At 70.9% G+C, this 15,155-nt stretch carries 13 protein-coding genes and 1 tRNA gene; 8 read left to right on the plus strand and 6 right to left on the minus strand.

The annotated features are described in order from the left end of the window. The first annotated feature begins 76 nt into the window (after positions 1-76). Together A3IC_RS0113580 and A3IC_RS0113585 are read left to right on the plus strand one after the other, a co-directional pair. Positions 77-781, plus strand: a complete 705-nt coding sequence (locus tag A3IC_RS0113580; RefSeq protein WP_020550598.1) for an SDR family NAD(P)-dependent oxidoreductase — start codon at positions 77-79, stop codon at positions 779-781. Continuing rightward, positions 778-1,794 carry an S-adenosylmethionine:tRNA ribosyltransferase-isomerase gene (locus A3IC_RS0113585; protein WP_020550599.1) on the plus strand — a complete coding sequence of 339 codons (1,017 nt, stop codon included), beginning with the start codon at positions 778-780 and terminating at the stop codon, positions 1,792-1,794. The genes A3IC_RS0113580 and A3IC_RS0113585 overlap by 4 nt, the downstream gene beginning before the upstream one ends. Positions 1,795-1,863: 69 nt before the next feature. Here the strand turns inward: A3IC_RS0113585 and A3IC_RS0113590 are convergent, their stop codons facing one another. The 4 genes from A3IC_RS0113590 to A3IC_RS54255 all read right to left on the minus strand — a co-directional run bounded on the left by A3IC_RS0113590 (position 1,864) and on the right by A3IC_RS54255 (position 6,048). Further along, positions 1,864-2,529 carry a DUF6629 family protein gene (locus A3IC_RS0113590; protein ID WP_020550600.1) on the minus strand — a complete coding sequence of 222 codons (666 nt, stop codon included), beginning with the start codon at positions 2,527-2,529 and terminating at the stop codon, positions 1,864-1,866. Between the two features lie 187 nt (positions 2,530-2,716). Then, positions 2,717-3,373, minus strand: coding sequence for a class I SAM-dependent methyltransferase (locus A3IC_RS0113595; RefSeq protein WP_020550601.1), 657 nt, complete (start codon positions 3,371-3,373; stop codon positions 2,717-2,719). A gap of 46 nt (positions 3,374-3,419) precedes the next feature. Continuing rightward, entirely contained in the window at positions 3,420-4,607 is a 1,188-nt protein-coding gene (locus A3IC_RS0113600) for a L,D-transpeptidase (RefSeq protein ID WP_020550602.1), read from the minus strand. 181 nt (positions 4,608-4,788) lie between these two features. After that, positions 4,789-6,048 (minus strand): L,D-transpeptidase, encoded by a 1,260-nt coding sequence (locus A3IC_RS54255; RefSeq protein WP_020550603.1) that lies wholly within the window; start codon positions 6,046-6,048, stop codon positions 4,789-4,791. Between the two features lie 1,114 nt (positions 6,049-7,162). On the opposite strand from A3IC_RS54255, the gene A3IC_RS0113610 reads away from it, so the two are divergent. From A3IC_RS0113610 to A3IC_RS0113630, 5 genes are all read left to right on the plus strand, one after another. After that, on the plus strand, positions 7,163-8,629 hold the full coding sequence (locus A3IC_RS0113610; protein WP_020550604.1) for a sensor histidine kinase: 1,467 nt from the start codon (positions 7,163-7,165) through the stop codon (positions 8,627-8,629). An 83-nt stretch (positions 8,630-8,712) separates the two neighbouring features. Then, positions 8,713-9,177 (plus strand): roadblock/LC7 domain-containing protein, encoded by a 465-nt coding sequence (locus A3IC_RS0113615; RefSeq protein WP_020550605.1) that lies wholly within the window; start codon positions 8,713-8,715, stop codon positions 9,175-9,177. Beyond that, positions 9,174-9,533 (plus strand): DUF742 domain-containing protein, encoded by a 360-nt coding sequence (locus A3IC_RS0113620; protein ID WP_020550606.1) that lies wholly within the window; start codon positions 9,174-9,176, stop codon positions 9,531-9,533. Before A3IC_RS0113615 ends, A3IC_RS0113620 begins: the two co-directional genes overlap by 4 nt. Continuing rightward, positions 9,514-10,137: a GTP-binding protein gene (locus A3IC_RS0113625; RefSeq protein WP_026218227.1), complete on the plus strand. Its 624-nt coding sequence runs from the start codon at positions 9,514-9,516 to the stop codon at positions 10,135-10,137. The genes A3IC_RS0113620 and A3IC_RS0113625 overlap by 20 nt, the downstream gene beginning before the upstream one ends. Next, entirely contained in the window at positions 10,134-11,429 is a 1,296-nt protein-coding gene (locus A3IC_RS0113630; protein ID WP_020550608.1) for a cytochrome P450, read from the plus strand. The genes A3IC_RS0113625 and A3IC_RS0113630 overlap by 4 nt, the downstream gene beginning before the upstream one ends. A gap of 46 nt (positions 11,430-11,475) precedes the next feature. On the opposite strand, the gene A3IC_RS0113635 is transcribed toward A3IC_RS0113630, so the two are convergent. Both A3IC_RS0113635 and A3IC_RS0113640 read right to left on the minus strand, forming a co-directional pair. Next, a complete protein-coding gene (locus A3IC_RS0113635) occupies positions 11,476-12,690 on the minus strand; it encodes a cytochrome P450 (protein ID WP_020550609.1) in 1,215 nt (404 codons plus the stop codon). A gap of 268 nt (positions 12,691-12,958) precedes the next feature. Next, positions 12,959-13,032, minus strand: a tRNA-Lys gene (locus tag A3IC_RS0113640). Positions 13,033-13,288: 256 nt separating this feature from the next. Between A3IC_RS0113640 and A3IC_RS62240 the strand changes: the two genes are divergently transcribed. Then, positions 13,289-15,082, plus strand: a complete 1,794-nt coding sequence (locus tag A3IC_RS62240) for a helix-turn-helix domain-containing protein (RefSeq protein ID WP_158695947.1) — start codon at positions 13,289-13,291, stop codon at positions 15,080-15,082. The last annotated feature ends 73 nt before the right edge of the window (positions 15,083-15,155 follow it).

The following is a 15,155-nucleotide window of genomic DNA, read 5'->3' on the forward strand; positions in this document are numbered from 1 at the left end:
TGAAGTGCACTTGAACTTGCAGTGTAGAGGGGCAGCCCATCACCGGGTGGGGTGTGGAATTCCCCTGGAGAACACCATGCCTGTCGCACTCATCACCGGCGCTTCGCGGGGGCTCGGCCTGGCCCTGGCCCACGCGCTCGCCGCCCGCTCCTGGACGCTGGTCCTGGACGCTCGCGGAGCCGCCGACCTGGCCCGTGCCGCCGACGAACTGCGCGGCGACACCGACGTCATCGCCGTCGCCGGCGACGTGACCGATCCCGCGCACCGCCGCGAACTGCGCGACGTGGTCCGCGAGTCCGGTCGGCTCGACCTGCTCGTCAACAACGCGAGCGTGCTCGGCCCGAGCCCGATGCCGCCGCTCGCCGGCTACCCGCTCGCCGAGTTGGCCCGGGCGTACGACGTGAACGTGTTCGCGCCACTCGCGCTCGCCCAACTGACCCTGCCCCTGCTGCTCGGCCGCCCCGAGCGCGGCGCCGTCGTGAACATCAGCTCGGACGCCGCCGTCAACGCCTATCCCGGCTGGGGCGGCTACGGCTCCACCAAGGCCGCGCTCGACCACGTCACCGCGACGCTGGCCGCCGAGCAACCCGACCTGGACGTCTACGCGTTCGATCCGGGTGACATGAACACCGACCTGCACCGGCAGGCGTTCCCCGGCGAGGACGTCTCCGATCGGCCGGCCGCCGAGACGGTGGCGCCGGCGCTGCTGCGGCTGCTCGACGAGCGCCCCGCGAGCGGCCGGTACACCGTCGCCGAGTTCGCCTCGGTGGTGACCTCGTGAGCACCCCGGTCGCCCAGGCGGCGACCGAACCCGCCGAGGCGCGCGGACTGACCCGGGACGGGATCCGACTGCTCGTGCACGCCGAGGGGCGGGTCGAGCACACCGTGTTCCGCGACCTGGGCCGGCACCTGGGCCCGGGCGACCTGCTGGTGGTGAACACCTCCGCGACGCTGCCCGCCGCGGTGGACGGCTACCGCGCCGACGGCTCGCCGGTGACCGCGCACTTCGCCACCCGGATCGACGCCGAGACCTGGGTGCTCGAACTGCGGCACACCGACGGCACGCCCGGGCCGGTGGACGACGTGCGCCGGTTCGAGGCGGTGCGCTTTCCCGGCACCGGATGCGGGATGGCACTGCTGCTGGACCCGTATCCGGCGAAGCACACCCCGCAGCGGCTGTGGAAGGCCCGGATCACCGTGCCGCACGCCCGGGTGGAGACCTTCCTGGCCGATCGCGGTCGTCCGATCACCTACGCCTACCTGCGCGAACGATGGCCGCTGACGGCATATCAGACGGTCTTCGCGCGCGACGAGGGCAGCGCCGAGATGCCCAGCGCGGGACGCCCGTTCACCAACGAACTCGTCGTCGATCTGATCACCCGCGGCGTCACCGTCGCGCCGATCGTGCTGCACACCGGGGTGTCCTCCCAGGACATGGGCGAGCCGCCGCTGCGCGAATGGTTCAACGTCCCGGAGCACACCGCGAGCCTGGTCCGTCAGGCCCGTCGGGTGATCGCGGTGGGCACGACGGTGACCCGGGCGCTGGAGTCGGCGGTCCGACCCGACGGCGAGATCACGGCCGCGCGCGGCTGGACCGACCTGCTGCTCGGCCCGGACCGACCGGCCCGGGTGGTGGACGGCATCATCAGCGGCCTGCACGCGCCGGAGGCGACCCACCTGCTGCTTTTGGAGGCGGTGGTGGGTCCTGCGGTGGTGCGTCGGGCGTACGACGAAGCACTCGCCGAGGGCTACCTGTGGCACGAGTTCGGCGACAGCTCACTGCTGTTGCCCTGAGTCCGGCGCCGCGCACGCGATCCTGCCCCGCCACCCGCACCGGTTGCGCAGCCGCGCCGACGGGCCGACTCAGCGCGCGAGTTCGGAGACCGGCCCGGATCGGTGTCTCCACGCTCCCGCCGGCAGATCGCGTCGGGAGCGCACCCACCACAGCACGATCACACTCGCGACGGCCGCCACGGCGCACCAGGTCGAGGCGAAGGAGTGGAACCACAAACGCATCGTGACGGCCGCGCCGACGGCGCAGACCAGGCCCAAGAAGCGCAACAATCGGTCCCTGGCCAGCAGTAGCGACCCCAGGGTCGCCACCAGATAGCCGGCGATCACCCAGGGGGCGCCGGGAATGCCGACCGAGTAGCGCACGGTGTTTCCGCAGATCTCCGCGTTCACCGGGCGCGATGCCAGCGCGTGTCCGAGCGCACCGGCGACCACCAGGCCGAGCAGTACGAAGAACCTCGCCCGGACCCGCTCCCGGCCGCGCCGCAACGGCCATTGCGCGGCCACCGCGGCGAGTGGGACGAAGGCGGGCAGCAGCGGGAAGGCGATGAAGGCCCACGTCTCGCGTGCGATCTCGGCGGTGCCGGCGGACACCGCGCCCCGCTCGCCCTTCCACACCACCGCCTCGACCAGTTGGTGGGCGCCGAGGAGTACGGGCAGCATCGCCATCGGCAGATCGTTGATCCGCCGTACCGACGCGACGCTTGCTATGCCTATGGCCGTGATGGCGCTGCCCATCACGAGATCGGCTTCGGCGCTCCAACACACGGCTGCCTCGTCTCGCCAGGGGAGGGTTGTCGGGAGGACCTTCGGAAGGGTTGTCGGGACGGCTGCGGCAACGGTTGTTCCGTGGCAGGCGTACCCATGGTTGATGTATTCAACAGTTCATACGCTCATTCGGGCGCAGTCACCACCGTGGCCTCGGTCACGTTCCGGTGTAGTGAGCACGTACCGCCGGTTGGCCCGTGTAGTTGGGCCCGGCCGTATCGTCCGCGCCCAGGTAGGCGTAGGGGAACTCCACCTCCCGCGCCCCACGCAGCGTCAGCCGCCGGCGGCGCGCGTCGTACTCGAAGCCCTGGCGGCGCAACTCGCCCGGCAGGTCGGCGGCGAGCGCGAGTCCGGCCGGGTCGAAGTCGGCGACGAACAGGCCGGTGGGCGTCAGCCAGGACGCGATCCGGGCGAGCAACCCGAGTCGATCGCCCACATAGTGCAGCCCGTGTACGCAGGTGATCAGGTCGTAGCGCCCAGGCGCGGTCCACCCGGTCGCGTCGGCCGCGATCAGGTCGAGCCCGGCCGGCCGGGCGGCGGGAAGGAAGAAGTCGACCAGGTCGACTCCGGTGATCCGCACGCCCTCGGCGCGCGGATCACCGGCCGCCTCGAACAGCGCCCGACCGGACCCGCAACACAGGTCGAGCCACGCCGTCCCGGGGCCCAACCGGGACAGCGGGTCGAAGCCCAACGCGCGCGCGTAGCTGTTCACTCCGCGCAGGCCCCGCTCGCGGTTCATCGCGTTGTTCGCCACGATCGGCGAGCGGGTCAACGTCGCGTCGTCCAGCAGCGGCGGGTCCTGAGGGGCGGTCATCCGGACAGATTAGACAGCGTGTGCGAGCCGGCCGGCGGCCGGTGGGTCAGTTGCCCGCGGTCCACTGCTCCCAGGTCAGGTTCCACGCGCCGTAGCCGTTGTCGGCCGCGACCGGCTTCTCCTCGTTGCCCTTGACCTGGACGATGTCACCGCGGATCGAACGCTCGTAGAACCACTTGGCGTTCTCCAGGGTCATGCTGACGCAGCCGTGGCTGGTGTTGGCTCGGCCGAACGGATTGTTGGGATTCCACGTGTTCGCGTGCAGGAACGTGCCCGACTCGGTGATCCGCATCGCGAACGGCACGGCCTTTTGGTCGTACTCGTTGCCCAGGCCCACCGTCTGCGAGTTCATGTCGAGCGTGGGGTAGCGCTCCTCCATCACCATGATCCCGTTCCAGGTCGTGTACTTGGGGTCCTCGCCCGCCGTGATCGGGATCGTCTTGACCACCTGGTCGTTCTCGGAGACGGTCATCGTGTGCGCGTTGGCGTCCACGACGGCGATCCGCTTGGTGTCCGAGATCTTGAACGAGAAGCTCTTGAACTGCTTCGACATCACGCCGCCGCCGAGGTCCACACCGCGCAGGTTCAGGTCGACCTTGACCTGCGTGCCGACCTGCCAGTAGTCCTTCGGCCGCCACTCCACCCGCGAGTTGCCGAACCAGTGCCACGCGCCGTCCACCGCCGGGGTGGCGGTGACCTTGATCGCTTCCTGAACCGCCTTGTGGTTCTTCACCGGCTCGTCGAACGTGATCGAGACCGGCTGACCGACACCGACCGTGGAATCGGCGTCCGGCATGAACGTCGCGGTGGCCGCCTGGGTGGGGTTGAGCACGGTGAACGCCGCGGTCGCGGTGGTCGGCTTGTTCTCCGCGTTGTTGGCGGTCGCGGTCACCGTGTACTTGCCGCCGTACATGAACGGCACCTTGGGCTTCCACGCGTTGCCCGCCAGCGCGCCGTCCACCGACTCGCCGCTCGCGTTGGTCACCTTGACGTCGGCGATCTTGCCGCCGCCGACCGCGATGGTGATCGGCGTCCCGGGATCGACACCGGTGGCCTTGTCCGCGGGGGTCAGGGTGACGGCGGCGGGGTCCACCGGGCCGGTGCGGTTCTCGCCGGCCGCCTTCGCCGGATCCGGTGTCTTCTTCTTCGCGTCGTCCTTGCTACAGGCTCCGGTCAGCAGCAGCGACGCCGCCACGATCGCGGCGACTCCCAAGCGGTGGGTGGTGCGAGGCATGAAAAGGGTCCCCCGTGATCGGCCGTCTGGTGGATTCACCAAAGGGACGCCGGCGGTGCTGCCGCCGTTGCGCGGGGGACCCTGTGATCGCGGTCTCAATTGACGGGTGTTCGGTCGGAGCGGGTCGCTCGATCGGGGTGCCGGGGGCGACCGCGGCGCGCCCCCGGAGGTCACCCGCGGGTCACTGCTTGGTCGCGCTCGTGGCCAGCCACTGCGACCAGCTCAGGTTCCACGCGCCGTAGCCGTTGTCGGCCGCTACGGTGCGCTCCTTGGAGTTGATCACCTTGACCACGTCACCGCGATCCGCGTGGTCGTAGAACCACTTGGCGTCCTCGGGCGTCATGCTCACGCAGCCGTGGCTGGTGTTGGCCCGACCGAATGGCGGATTCGCTTTGTCGTACCAGTAGTTGCCGTGCACGAAGGTGCCGGAGGTGGTGATCCGGACCGCCGACGGGACGTCCGCGATGTCGTACTCCTTGCCCAGGCCCACGGTTGCCGAGTTCATCCGGGTCTGGGTGTACTTCTCCATCACCACCATCACGCCGCCCCAGGTGTCGTACTTGGGAGACTCACCCGTGGTGACCTTGGTGGTCTTGACCACCTTGCCGTTCTCGGTCGTGGTCATCGTCTTGGCGGCCACGTCGACGGTGGAGATCCGGGCGATATTGCCGATCCCGAAGTTGAAGCTCTTGTACTGCTTGGAGCCCGCGCCGCCGCCCAGGTCCACGCCGCGCAGATTGAGGTCGACCTTGACCTTCGTGCCGGCCTTCCAGTAGTCCTTCGGCCGCCACTCCACGCGCGTGTTGCCGAACCAGTGCCACGCGCCGGCAACCGCCGGAGTGGCGGTGACCTTCATCGCCTTCTCCGCCTCGGCCTTGTTGGTGATCGGCCGGTCGAAGCGCACCGACACCGGCTGGCCGACCCCGACCGTCCCGCCGTCGGGGAAGATCGACGCGGTCACCTCCTTGCCCAGCGTCTGCGTGGTGAACTTGGTGGACACCGTCGTCGGGGTGTTGTCCGCGTTGGTGGCGGTCGTGCTCACCGTGTACTGACCGCCGGGCGTGAACGGGACCTTCGGCTTCCAGGACTTGCCGTCCGCGGCGAGGGTGCCGTCGACCGGCTCGCCCTTCGCGTTGACCACCTTGACCGCGGTGATCTTTCCGCCCTCGACCGCGAACGCCAGCGGGTCGCCGAGGTCGACACCGGTCGCGCCGTCCTCGGGGCTCGTGGTCACCTGGGGCGCGGCGCCCTTGGCCGACTCCTGGGGCTTGCCCGACTCGGCGCCGCCCGCGGCACCGCCGGTCGCTCCGGGTGTCACCGTGGACCCGCTGCCCGCATTGCTCGTCTTGTCGCCCTTGTCGTCGCCGCCCAGCAGCCCGCAGGCCCCCGTGAACAGGATCGCGCCGGCGACCAGGACGGCCGGAACGGTGCGCCGTCGCATCGCTTTACCTGCCACGTTTCGGGGTTCCCTTCAAGCGGATCGAGGAAATGGAGGCCGCGCGATGCGAGTCTCCGCATCATTGACTGTCGTAAGGCCCCTCAGGTTGCTCTCCGAGGGATGTGATGTACGTCTCGTATCGAGTGCGGGAACCCGACTTCGAGCCGAGGTCGCAGCCGGGTCGCGGGTGCCTCGGATGCCGATCGGAGGTCGATACGACGGTAAATGCCCGGGTTCGTGCCCATCACGCGGGCGCCTGGCGGCGAGCGCTCCGGTCGTCGAGGCGGCCCCGGCGCCCGGCTTGCGCGGGCAGCGTTCGCAAAGGTATAGCGGCGCCGTGCCGCCGCGGAAGCGGAATGCCAGGATATGCGACACAGTGCCGCAAACCGGTGCCGGCCGGTGAAATCGGGCCGATCGTAGTCGGAGTCGGGTTCGAGTGACCCGGTCCGGTCCCGGGGGCGACTCGGCGCGAGCCCCGCGACGGGCACTCCTGTCCGGCTTCACGCGCCTTTGCCGAACCCCCCGGGGCCTTCGACGACGTGAGACTGATCACCGTTCGGGCTCGCGCCCGGGGGATCCATTGCTTGAGAGGCTCGAGACGCCCGCTGCGACCGGAGCGCGCGGCCTCGCGCGATCGGCGGCCGAACCAACCCCGCGACGGCCGGCCCGGGGCGCCGGCGGCGACCCCCGGGTGGGCCGATCGTCGATCCCGGGTTCCCGGGTCCGTGGAGACCGCCCGGCCGGTCGGTGTGCTGGTGGGGCGGTCGTGCGACGGGAATTCGGCCCGTTCGACGGCCCGCCCCGCGGCGTGGCCCCCGGTCGGCCGCAGGCTCCCGGTCGAGCCGGCGCCATCGGACGGCGAGCCGCCGCGGCGCGACCGGAGTCGGCTGCCGGAGGCGGTTTCGGCGACCCGATCCGGCTTGTGCAGAGATGGGTAAGTCGCGGACATATCAGGTCGGTTGACCACACGTCAGGCTACGCCTGCGTCCGGAAGGTCGGTGTTGGGCACGTCCGGATCGGGCCCGGTAGGCTCACGCCCGACCAGCCCCCGGCAACGAGGATCCGCTTGATGTCAGCTGCACACATGCCCCCTCGCGCCCGGTCCGAACGACCGCCCATGGGGCGGACACTGCTCGCCTTCGCGGCCGTGTCGATCATCACCGCAGGCGCGGTCGTGTGGGCGGTGACCGCCGTCGGCTCGAACCACCGCACGGCGGTCGCGGTGGGCGGCGTGGCGGTCGCGCTCGCACTGGCCATCGCGGTCGCGGCCACCGTGTACGCGATCGGCACCGCGGACCTGCTGCGCGCCCGGATCGCCGACATGGACAACGACGCGGCCCGCTGGAACGACGACAACCGGGACCGGATGTCCGCGTACGAGGCCGAGGCCGCCCAACTCGCCGACGAGACGCTGCCCGCGCTGGTGGCGCTGCTGCGCGGCGGCGCGTCGGTGGACACCGCGCTCGCCGGCGTACCCGCTCCGCGGCACGAGGCATTGCAGCGCACGCTGGCCACCGTCGCCCGCGAGGTCGGTCAGGGCGAGCGCATGCGCGCCGCGGCGATGTCCGCGTGTGCGAACGCCGCAGGCCGGGTGCAGGCCCTGTCCACCAGCATGCTGGCGGACCTGCGCGAGATGGAGGGCCGACACGGCGAGGAGGTGTTCGGCGACCTCCTGCGGTTGGACCACAGCACCGCTCAGGCGGGTCGGCTCGCGGACAGCATCGCGGTGCTCACCGGCGCGCGTTCGGGCCGCCGGTGGACCAAGCCGATCGTGATGGAGAGCATCCTGCGCGGTGCGGTCGGTCGGATCAGCGCGTACCAGCGGGTGCGGGTGCACTCGACCAGCGAGGCGGCGGTGGCCGGCTACGCGGCCGAGGGCGTCATGCACGCGCTCGCCGAACTGATGGACAACGCGACCAAGTTCTCGCCGCCCTCCGAGCAGGTGCACGTCTACGTCGAGGACGTGCCCGCGGGCGTCGTGGTCACCGTCGAGGACGGCGGCCTGGTGATGGGCGAGTTCGCCCTGCGTCGGGCGGAACAGGCGGTCGCGGCTCAGTCGTTGGACCTGACCACGCTGTCCGGGACCCGATTGGGTCTGGCCGTGGTCGGTTGTCTGGCCCGCAAGCACGGGTTGACCGTGTCCTTCCGCCCCTCCTCGCGCGGTGGCACCGGCGTCGTGATGATGATCCCGAGGCAACTGGTCGGCGAGGTTCGCCCCGAGCCGCGCAAGCGGGCCGTACCCGACGCACGTGCGGCCCAGGCGCGCCCCGTCGAGGCGAAGCCGGTCGAGCCGGCACCGGCGGCCGCGGCGCCCTCGGTCTTCGAATCGGTGGTCGAGCCGACCCCCGCCGTGTCCGAGTCGGCGCCCGCACCCAGGCTCTCCGGGCTGGCCAAGCGCCGTCCCGGGCAGACCCTGGCCGCCGCGGCCAAGGCGGCGGAGCGGGGCGAGTCGCGCTCCGACGCCGCCCCGCGAGCGGCCAAGCCACGTCCCGCCCCCGGCGCCCGCTTCGGCGCGTTCCGCCAGGCGGTCCAGGGCGAACGGCCGGGTCGGGACGTGACGGCGTCCCCCGACGACAATTCCTGATCACCCCATCGCCGGGTCGTACGCAACGAGAGAACGGAGGCGGGGGTCGGCCATCCGAACCGGATGTCCACCTCGGAAGCCCTATGAGCGCAACAGCACACGGCACCGACGCACAGCGGATCGGCACCCAGCGGCAGCCCGAGCGTGACCTCGACTGGCTGCTGGAGAACCTGATCGAGCGCACCCCGGGCACCCGGCACTCGCTGGTGTTGTCCAAGGACGGCCTCAAGTTGTGCCGTACCGCCGAACTGACGGTGGATCAGGCGGACCAACTCGCGGCCATAGCGTCCGGCATCCAGAGCCTGTCGCACGGCGCCTCGATCGAGTTCGGCGACGGCAGCGGCGGCGTCCGGCAGTCGATGACCGAGTTCCACGGCGGCATCCTGTTCATCGTCGAGGCGGGCGAGGGCGCCCACCTCGCGGTGATCGCGGACGACGACGCGGACGCCGGCGTGGTCGGCCACAACATGAACGAACTGGTCGAACAGATCGGCGAGTACCTGAGCACGCCGGCCCGGGAGTTCGACGAAGGCGGCCGATCGGCATGATCCGGCGGCCAGTCGACAGCGGGGACCCGGACCGGCTGTACACGGTCACCAACGGCCGGACACGCGCCAACGAGGACGCGTTCGACCTGGTCACGCTGATCGTCAGCGAGTGCGAACCGAGCCCGGGCATGCAGTCCGAGCACGTCCGGATCCTGCGGATGTGCGATCGCCCCACCGCCGTCGTGGAGATCGCCGCCGAACTGGGCCTGCCCGTGGGCGTGGTGAAGATCCTGCTGTGCGACCTGCTCGACACGGGGCGGATCACCGCGCGGCACCCGCGCACCTCCCCGCGCCGGGCGCAACTACCCGATACCGAGATCCTGAAGCAGGTGCTCGTTGGACTCCACAACCTCTGAGCTCGCCACGTCCGAGCCGGCCGTTCGTACCCCCTTGGCGAGCACCGCGCGCGACGGGCTCAAGATCGCCATCGTGGGCGGGTTCGGCGTCGGCAAGACGACGATGGTGCGCTCGGTGAGCGAGATCCGTCCGCTCAACACCGAGGAGACGATGACCCGGGCGGGCGTGGGCATCGACGACGCGCGCAGCGCGGACGGCAAGACCACGACCACGGTCGCCTTCGACTTCGGCCGGATCTCGCTCAACGACGAGATGGTGCTCTACCTGTTCGGCGCGCCCGGCCAGGAGCGCTTCTGGTTCCTGTGGGACCGGCTGTTCTCGGGCACGCTCGGCGCGGTCGTACTGGTGGATCCCAGGCGTCTGGAGGACTCCTGGTACGCGATCGACCGGCTGGAGCACCACGGCACGCCGTTCGTGCTCGCCCGCAACAACTTCGGCCCGCCCGAGTACACGCTGGACGAGGTGCGCGAGGCGTTGTCGCTGCCCGCACAGATACCGATGGTCGACTGCGACGCGCGCAGTCGGGAGTCCAGCAAGGCCGTGTTGATCGCGTTGGTGAACCACCTCTACACGTTGTCTGCCGCCCGGGAGCGCGCCCTGTGACCACGCCTTCGGACCTCAACGACCCGAACGCCCCCGCGCCGCCCCAGGGTTGCCCGGCGCATGCGGGCGGCGGGTCGCTGGATGCCTCGCACGCGCAGGCCGAGCGGTTGTCCGGCCCGGGTCTGTGGCAGGACCCGCATCGGATGTATCGCAAGCTGCGGCAGGAGCACGGCTCGGTGGCGCCGATCCTGCTCGACGGCGACATCCCCGCGTGGTTCGTGCTCGGTTACCGCGAGGTGCACCATGTGACCGCGAACGACCAGCTGTTCGCCCGCGACTCGCGGCGCTGGCACGCGTGGGACAAGATCGCGCCGGACTGGCCGCTGATGCCGTTCGTCGGCTACCAGCCGTCGGTGATGTTCACCGAGGGGCCCGAACACCGGCGCCGCTCCGGGGCGATCAGCGACGCGCTCGCGGCGGTGGATCAGTTCGAGCTGCGCGCCCAGGCGGAGCGGATCGCGGACCACCTGGTCGACGAGTTCGCCGGGGTCGGCGAGGCCGAGTTGATGGCCGACTACGCGCACCGGCTGCCCTCGCTCGTGGTGGCCGGGCTGTTCGGGCTGCCCGAGCAGGAGACCCCGGCGCTGGTGCAGGACCTGGCCGGCTCGCTGGACGGCGGCGACGGCGCGGTCGAGGCGTACCTGCGGGTACGGGCCACGATGGCCCGGCTGCTGGAGCGCAAGCGGGAACGCCCGGGCGCCGACGTGCCCTCGCGGCTGCTGGCGCACCCGGCCGGGTTGGCCGAGGAGGAACTGATCCAGGACATGCTCGTGGTGATGGCCGCCGCCCAACAGCCCACCGCGAACTGGATCGGCAACACGCTGCGGCTGATGTTGACCGACGACCGCTTCGCGCTGACCCTGTTCGGCGGCCGGCGCAGCGTCGGTCAGGCGCTGAACGAGGTGTTGTGGGAGGACACGCCCACGCAGAACTTCATCGGCCGTTGGGCGGTGCGCGCGACGGTGCTCGGTGGGCAGAAGATCAAGGCGGGCGACCTGCTCGTGCTCGGTCTGTCGGCGGCCAACACCGACCCGCAGGTGCGCCCGGACTCCTACGTCGGCGCCGCGGGCAACAACGCGCACATGTCCTTCAGCCACGGCGAGCACCGCTGCCCCTACCCGGCCCCGGAGTTGGCCGAGGTGATCGCGCGCGCCGCGATCGAGGTGCTGCTCGACCGGTTGCCGGACGTCAACCTCTCGGTGCCCACCCGGGAACTGGTCTGGCGCGACTCGGTGTGGATGCGCGGCCTGGAGAACCTCCCGGTCGAGTTCACCCCCGCGTACGTGGGCTGATCCCGGGCCGGTTCGGGGCGGGCGAGGCGCCCGCCCCGAACCGGACTCAGGCCACCGGCGTGAAGGTCACCGGCAGCGCGACCGGACCGCGGGTGAACACGCCCTTCTCCGCGGGCGCGAACCCCGGCGCGAAGGCCAGGTCGGGCATCGCGTCGAGGAGTTGGTTGGTGCCGACCTCGACCTCGGCGACCGCGAGCAGCGCGCCGACGCAAAAGTGCCGGCCGAGCGCGAAGGACAGGTGGTCGGCCGCCGCGGAGAACGCCGTCTTGGCGGTCAGGTCCTCGCGGAAGATGTCGAACCGGTCGGGGTGCGCGAAGCGCCGGTCGTCGCGGTTGGCCGCCCCGATCAGGCACGTGAGCGTGCTGCCGGCGGGCACCACGCCGCCGCTGAGTTCGACGTCCTCGGCGGGCTGGCGCATGATCATGTGCACCGGCGGCGAAAAGCGCAGCGTCTCCGCGAAGGCCCGCGGGATCAGCGACCGGTCCGCGCGTACCGCGGCGAGTTGCTCGGGGTGTTCGAGCAGGTTCTTGAACAGGCTCGCGATCGCCTTGTCGGTCGTCTCGCCGCCGGCGGCCAGGAGCAGGCTGCAGAACGCCTTGATGTCCTCGTCGCTCATCCGGGTGCCGTCGATCTCGGCCAGGCACAGCGTGGACAGCAGGTCGGTCCCCGGGTTCGCGCGCCGCTCGGCGATCAGCGGCAGCAGGTACGCGGCGAACTCCTCGCGCGTGCGCAGCCCGGCCGCGGCCACGTCGGGGTCCTGGCTCAGGTTGCCCAGGAACGCGATGACCGACGTGTACCAGCCCCGGAAGCGCTCGTGGTCGGCCTGGTCCAGGCCGAGCATGTCCGCGATCACATCGACCGGGAAGCGCTGCGCGAACTCCGGGACCAGGTCCACCGATCCGCGCTCGCGGAAGGTGTCCACGAGCCGCCGGGCATTGCGCTCGATCACCGGCATGAACGTTTCCTGAAGGGTGTTGCCGCGAAAGGCCGGTGCCACCAGCGCGCGCCGCACCGAGTGTTCGCGCCCGCTCATCTGCAGGATGGTCCGCCCGTGCACGGGCTCCAACTGCCAGTCGTAGTTGTCGGTGGTGAACACCGGCTCCTTGAAAGCCCGTTCCAGGTCCGCGTAGCGCGAGATGATCCAACTTTGCATGCCTTCGTGCCACAACAACGGGTGTTCGTCGCGCATGTTCCGGTAGAGCGGATACGGATCGGCCGCGAACTCGGGCGAAAGTATGTCCGGCGCACCCAGAGTGGTCATCGAATCCCCTTGTCCCACAACGCAATCGAAGATCATCAACCAACCCGTCCAGGCTATGGACGACGACACCCGGGGTCCACCCCCGTCCATGCGGTGGCGTATTCACCGAGCCATTCACCGATGCGAACACGTGTTCCCGTGACAACGGCCGAAAAGCGGGCCGAAACATGGAGAGGCCGACATCCGGATGCGCGGGCCGACGCGTGGAAATGGCAAAACGGCGATGGGGCCCTCGGTGAACCGAGGGCCCCATCGCCGCTTTGCGAGGTGCGCCGCCAGGGACTCGAACCCCGGACCCGCTGATTAAGAGTCAGCTGCTCTAACCAACTGAGCTAGCGGCGCTTGCGTTGCGTGGGAAACATTAGCAGGGGTCGGCGGTGATCGAAAATCGACACCCTTGGACACGCTCGACCGGCGGTCGGGGGCGCGCGCGGAGCGTATCGAGGGCGCGCAAGGTCCCCCGTAGGACTTCTTCGAGGACACGGGGAGGACGCCCTTTTCCGGACATCCGCAAAGAGGTCCCCCGGCCCCTCTTACGGCGGGTACCGTCGGCATCACAGCCTGCACAGCACACCGCACGTCGTAACCGGGAGGGCCGATGGCCATGCGGCAGGGGGCCGGTCCTTCGTCCGGGAATGTCCGGCTCAAGGCCCTACGGCACTCGCATGGCTGGGTTTCCCAGCAACAATTGGCCGATGCCTTCGAGAAGAAGGCGCTCGAATGCGGACTTCGTCTCGGCGTCAGCGTGCGGCAGGTGCGGCGCTGGGAAAGCGCCGATCCGCCCTGGCCGACCCCCGATTATCAGCAGGTTCTGCAGGCTTTGTTCGAGCGGCCGCTGACCGACCTCGGGTTCACCCCGCCCTGGCAGGCGGAGCTGGCCGAGTACGGCGAGGACTTCACCGACGCGCATCCCACCGCCGAGCAACCGCCGACTCCCTCGGCGTTCCCCGCGCCCGCCCGGGAAATCGGGCGGGCGCCCGATCGCGGGGAGCAGGCCTTCGGCGAGGCCCGGGTCCGCCGGCAGCCGCCGCCCGTCGGTGGTCCGGTCGGCGGGGCGATGGTCGTGCCCACCCACCCGGCACCCGCGACCGGCCGCCAGGCGCCGCCGGCGCGCTCCGGCCCGGTACCCCCGCCGGGCCCCCCGCCGCCTCCGCGATCCGCCGCGCCACCCGGCCCGGTGCCGCCGCCCGGACCCGCGATCGTGCCCCCCCGAACGCCCCTGGAGACCGGCCCCACCGTGGTCGGCGGCCGACGGCTGGAAGGCGACGGCCCGCCCGGCCTGCCGGTGCGCCCGCCGCTGCGTGCCATCGGTGCGCCGGCCGCCGAGCCGCCGGCCGCCACCCTGGAGATCGCCACCCCCGCGGTGCTGCGCCAACTGCTCCGGGATACCCCCGACCCGGGCCCCCTCGCGGTGCCGATGCACTCGCGGGCCGGTCAGCTGACCGTGGTCGGCGCGGACCAGTACGCGATGCTCACCCGCACCTACCGACAGATGTACTGGGTCGCCCCCGCCGCCATCGCCTACCCGTCGGTGATCGCCCACGTGCGCCTGGGCACCCAACTGCTCAATGCCCCCGGCCCCGCCCGGGCCCGCAGGATCCTGGGCGCGTCGCTCGCCGAGACCGCGATGCTGGCGGGCCGGATGGCCTTCTTCGACCTCGCCCGCCCGCACGACGCGCAGGACCACTACCTGGTCGCCTATCGCGCCGCCAAGGAGGCCGGGGACACCCTGCTCGCCGCCGCCGTGCTCACCCACACCGCGTTCATCCCCGCCTTCGACGCGGCGCCCTCCGCCGCCGAGGACATCCTCGACTTCGCCCGCAAGACGGCTACGCGCGGTGCGCCGATGGTGATGCTCGCGTGGTTCGACGCGGTGCAGTCCGAGTTCGAGTCGCTGCGCGGCACCCCCGAGCGCGGGCTGCACCTGCTCGACCGGGCCGAGGACCTGCTGTGCCACCCGGACAACACACCCACGCCACCGTGGCTGGACTTCTTCGACGCCTCCCGGTTGTGGGGCTTTCGGGGCAAGACCGAACTCACCGCGCGCCGGATGGACCAGGCCCAGGACTCGCTCAACGACGCACTGCAGAACCTGCCGCCCAACGGCGACAAGCAGCGCGCGGTGATGTACGCCGACCTGGCCGAGGCGGCCTTCCAGGCGGGCCGGGTGGACGAGGCGTGCGGCCGGCTGTTCCAGGCCGTCGACATGCTGCGGGTGCACTGGTATTCGATGGCGATGGACCGGGTCCGGATCACCCGCAGGCAGTTGGAGCCCTACAAGAACTCGGTCGCGGTCCGCCAACTCGACGAAGTGCTGGAGTCGTTCAGCGAACTCGCGCCCACCGACGAGACCGGATTCGTGGCGCTGCCGGGAGCGGACGAACAGAGCTGAATTCCCCGTGTCGGTGACATGGTCCACACTGACCCGGGACCGGACGGTTCGACGACGAAAGCCGTACACGAGA

Source organism: Embleya scabrispora DSM 41855, from assembly GCF_000372745.1.
Classification (GTDB): Bacteria; Actinomycetota; Actinomycetes; order Streptomycetales; family Streptomycetaceae; genus Embleya; species Embleya scabrispora.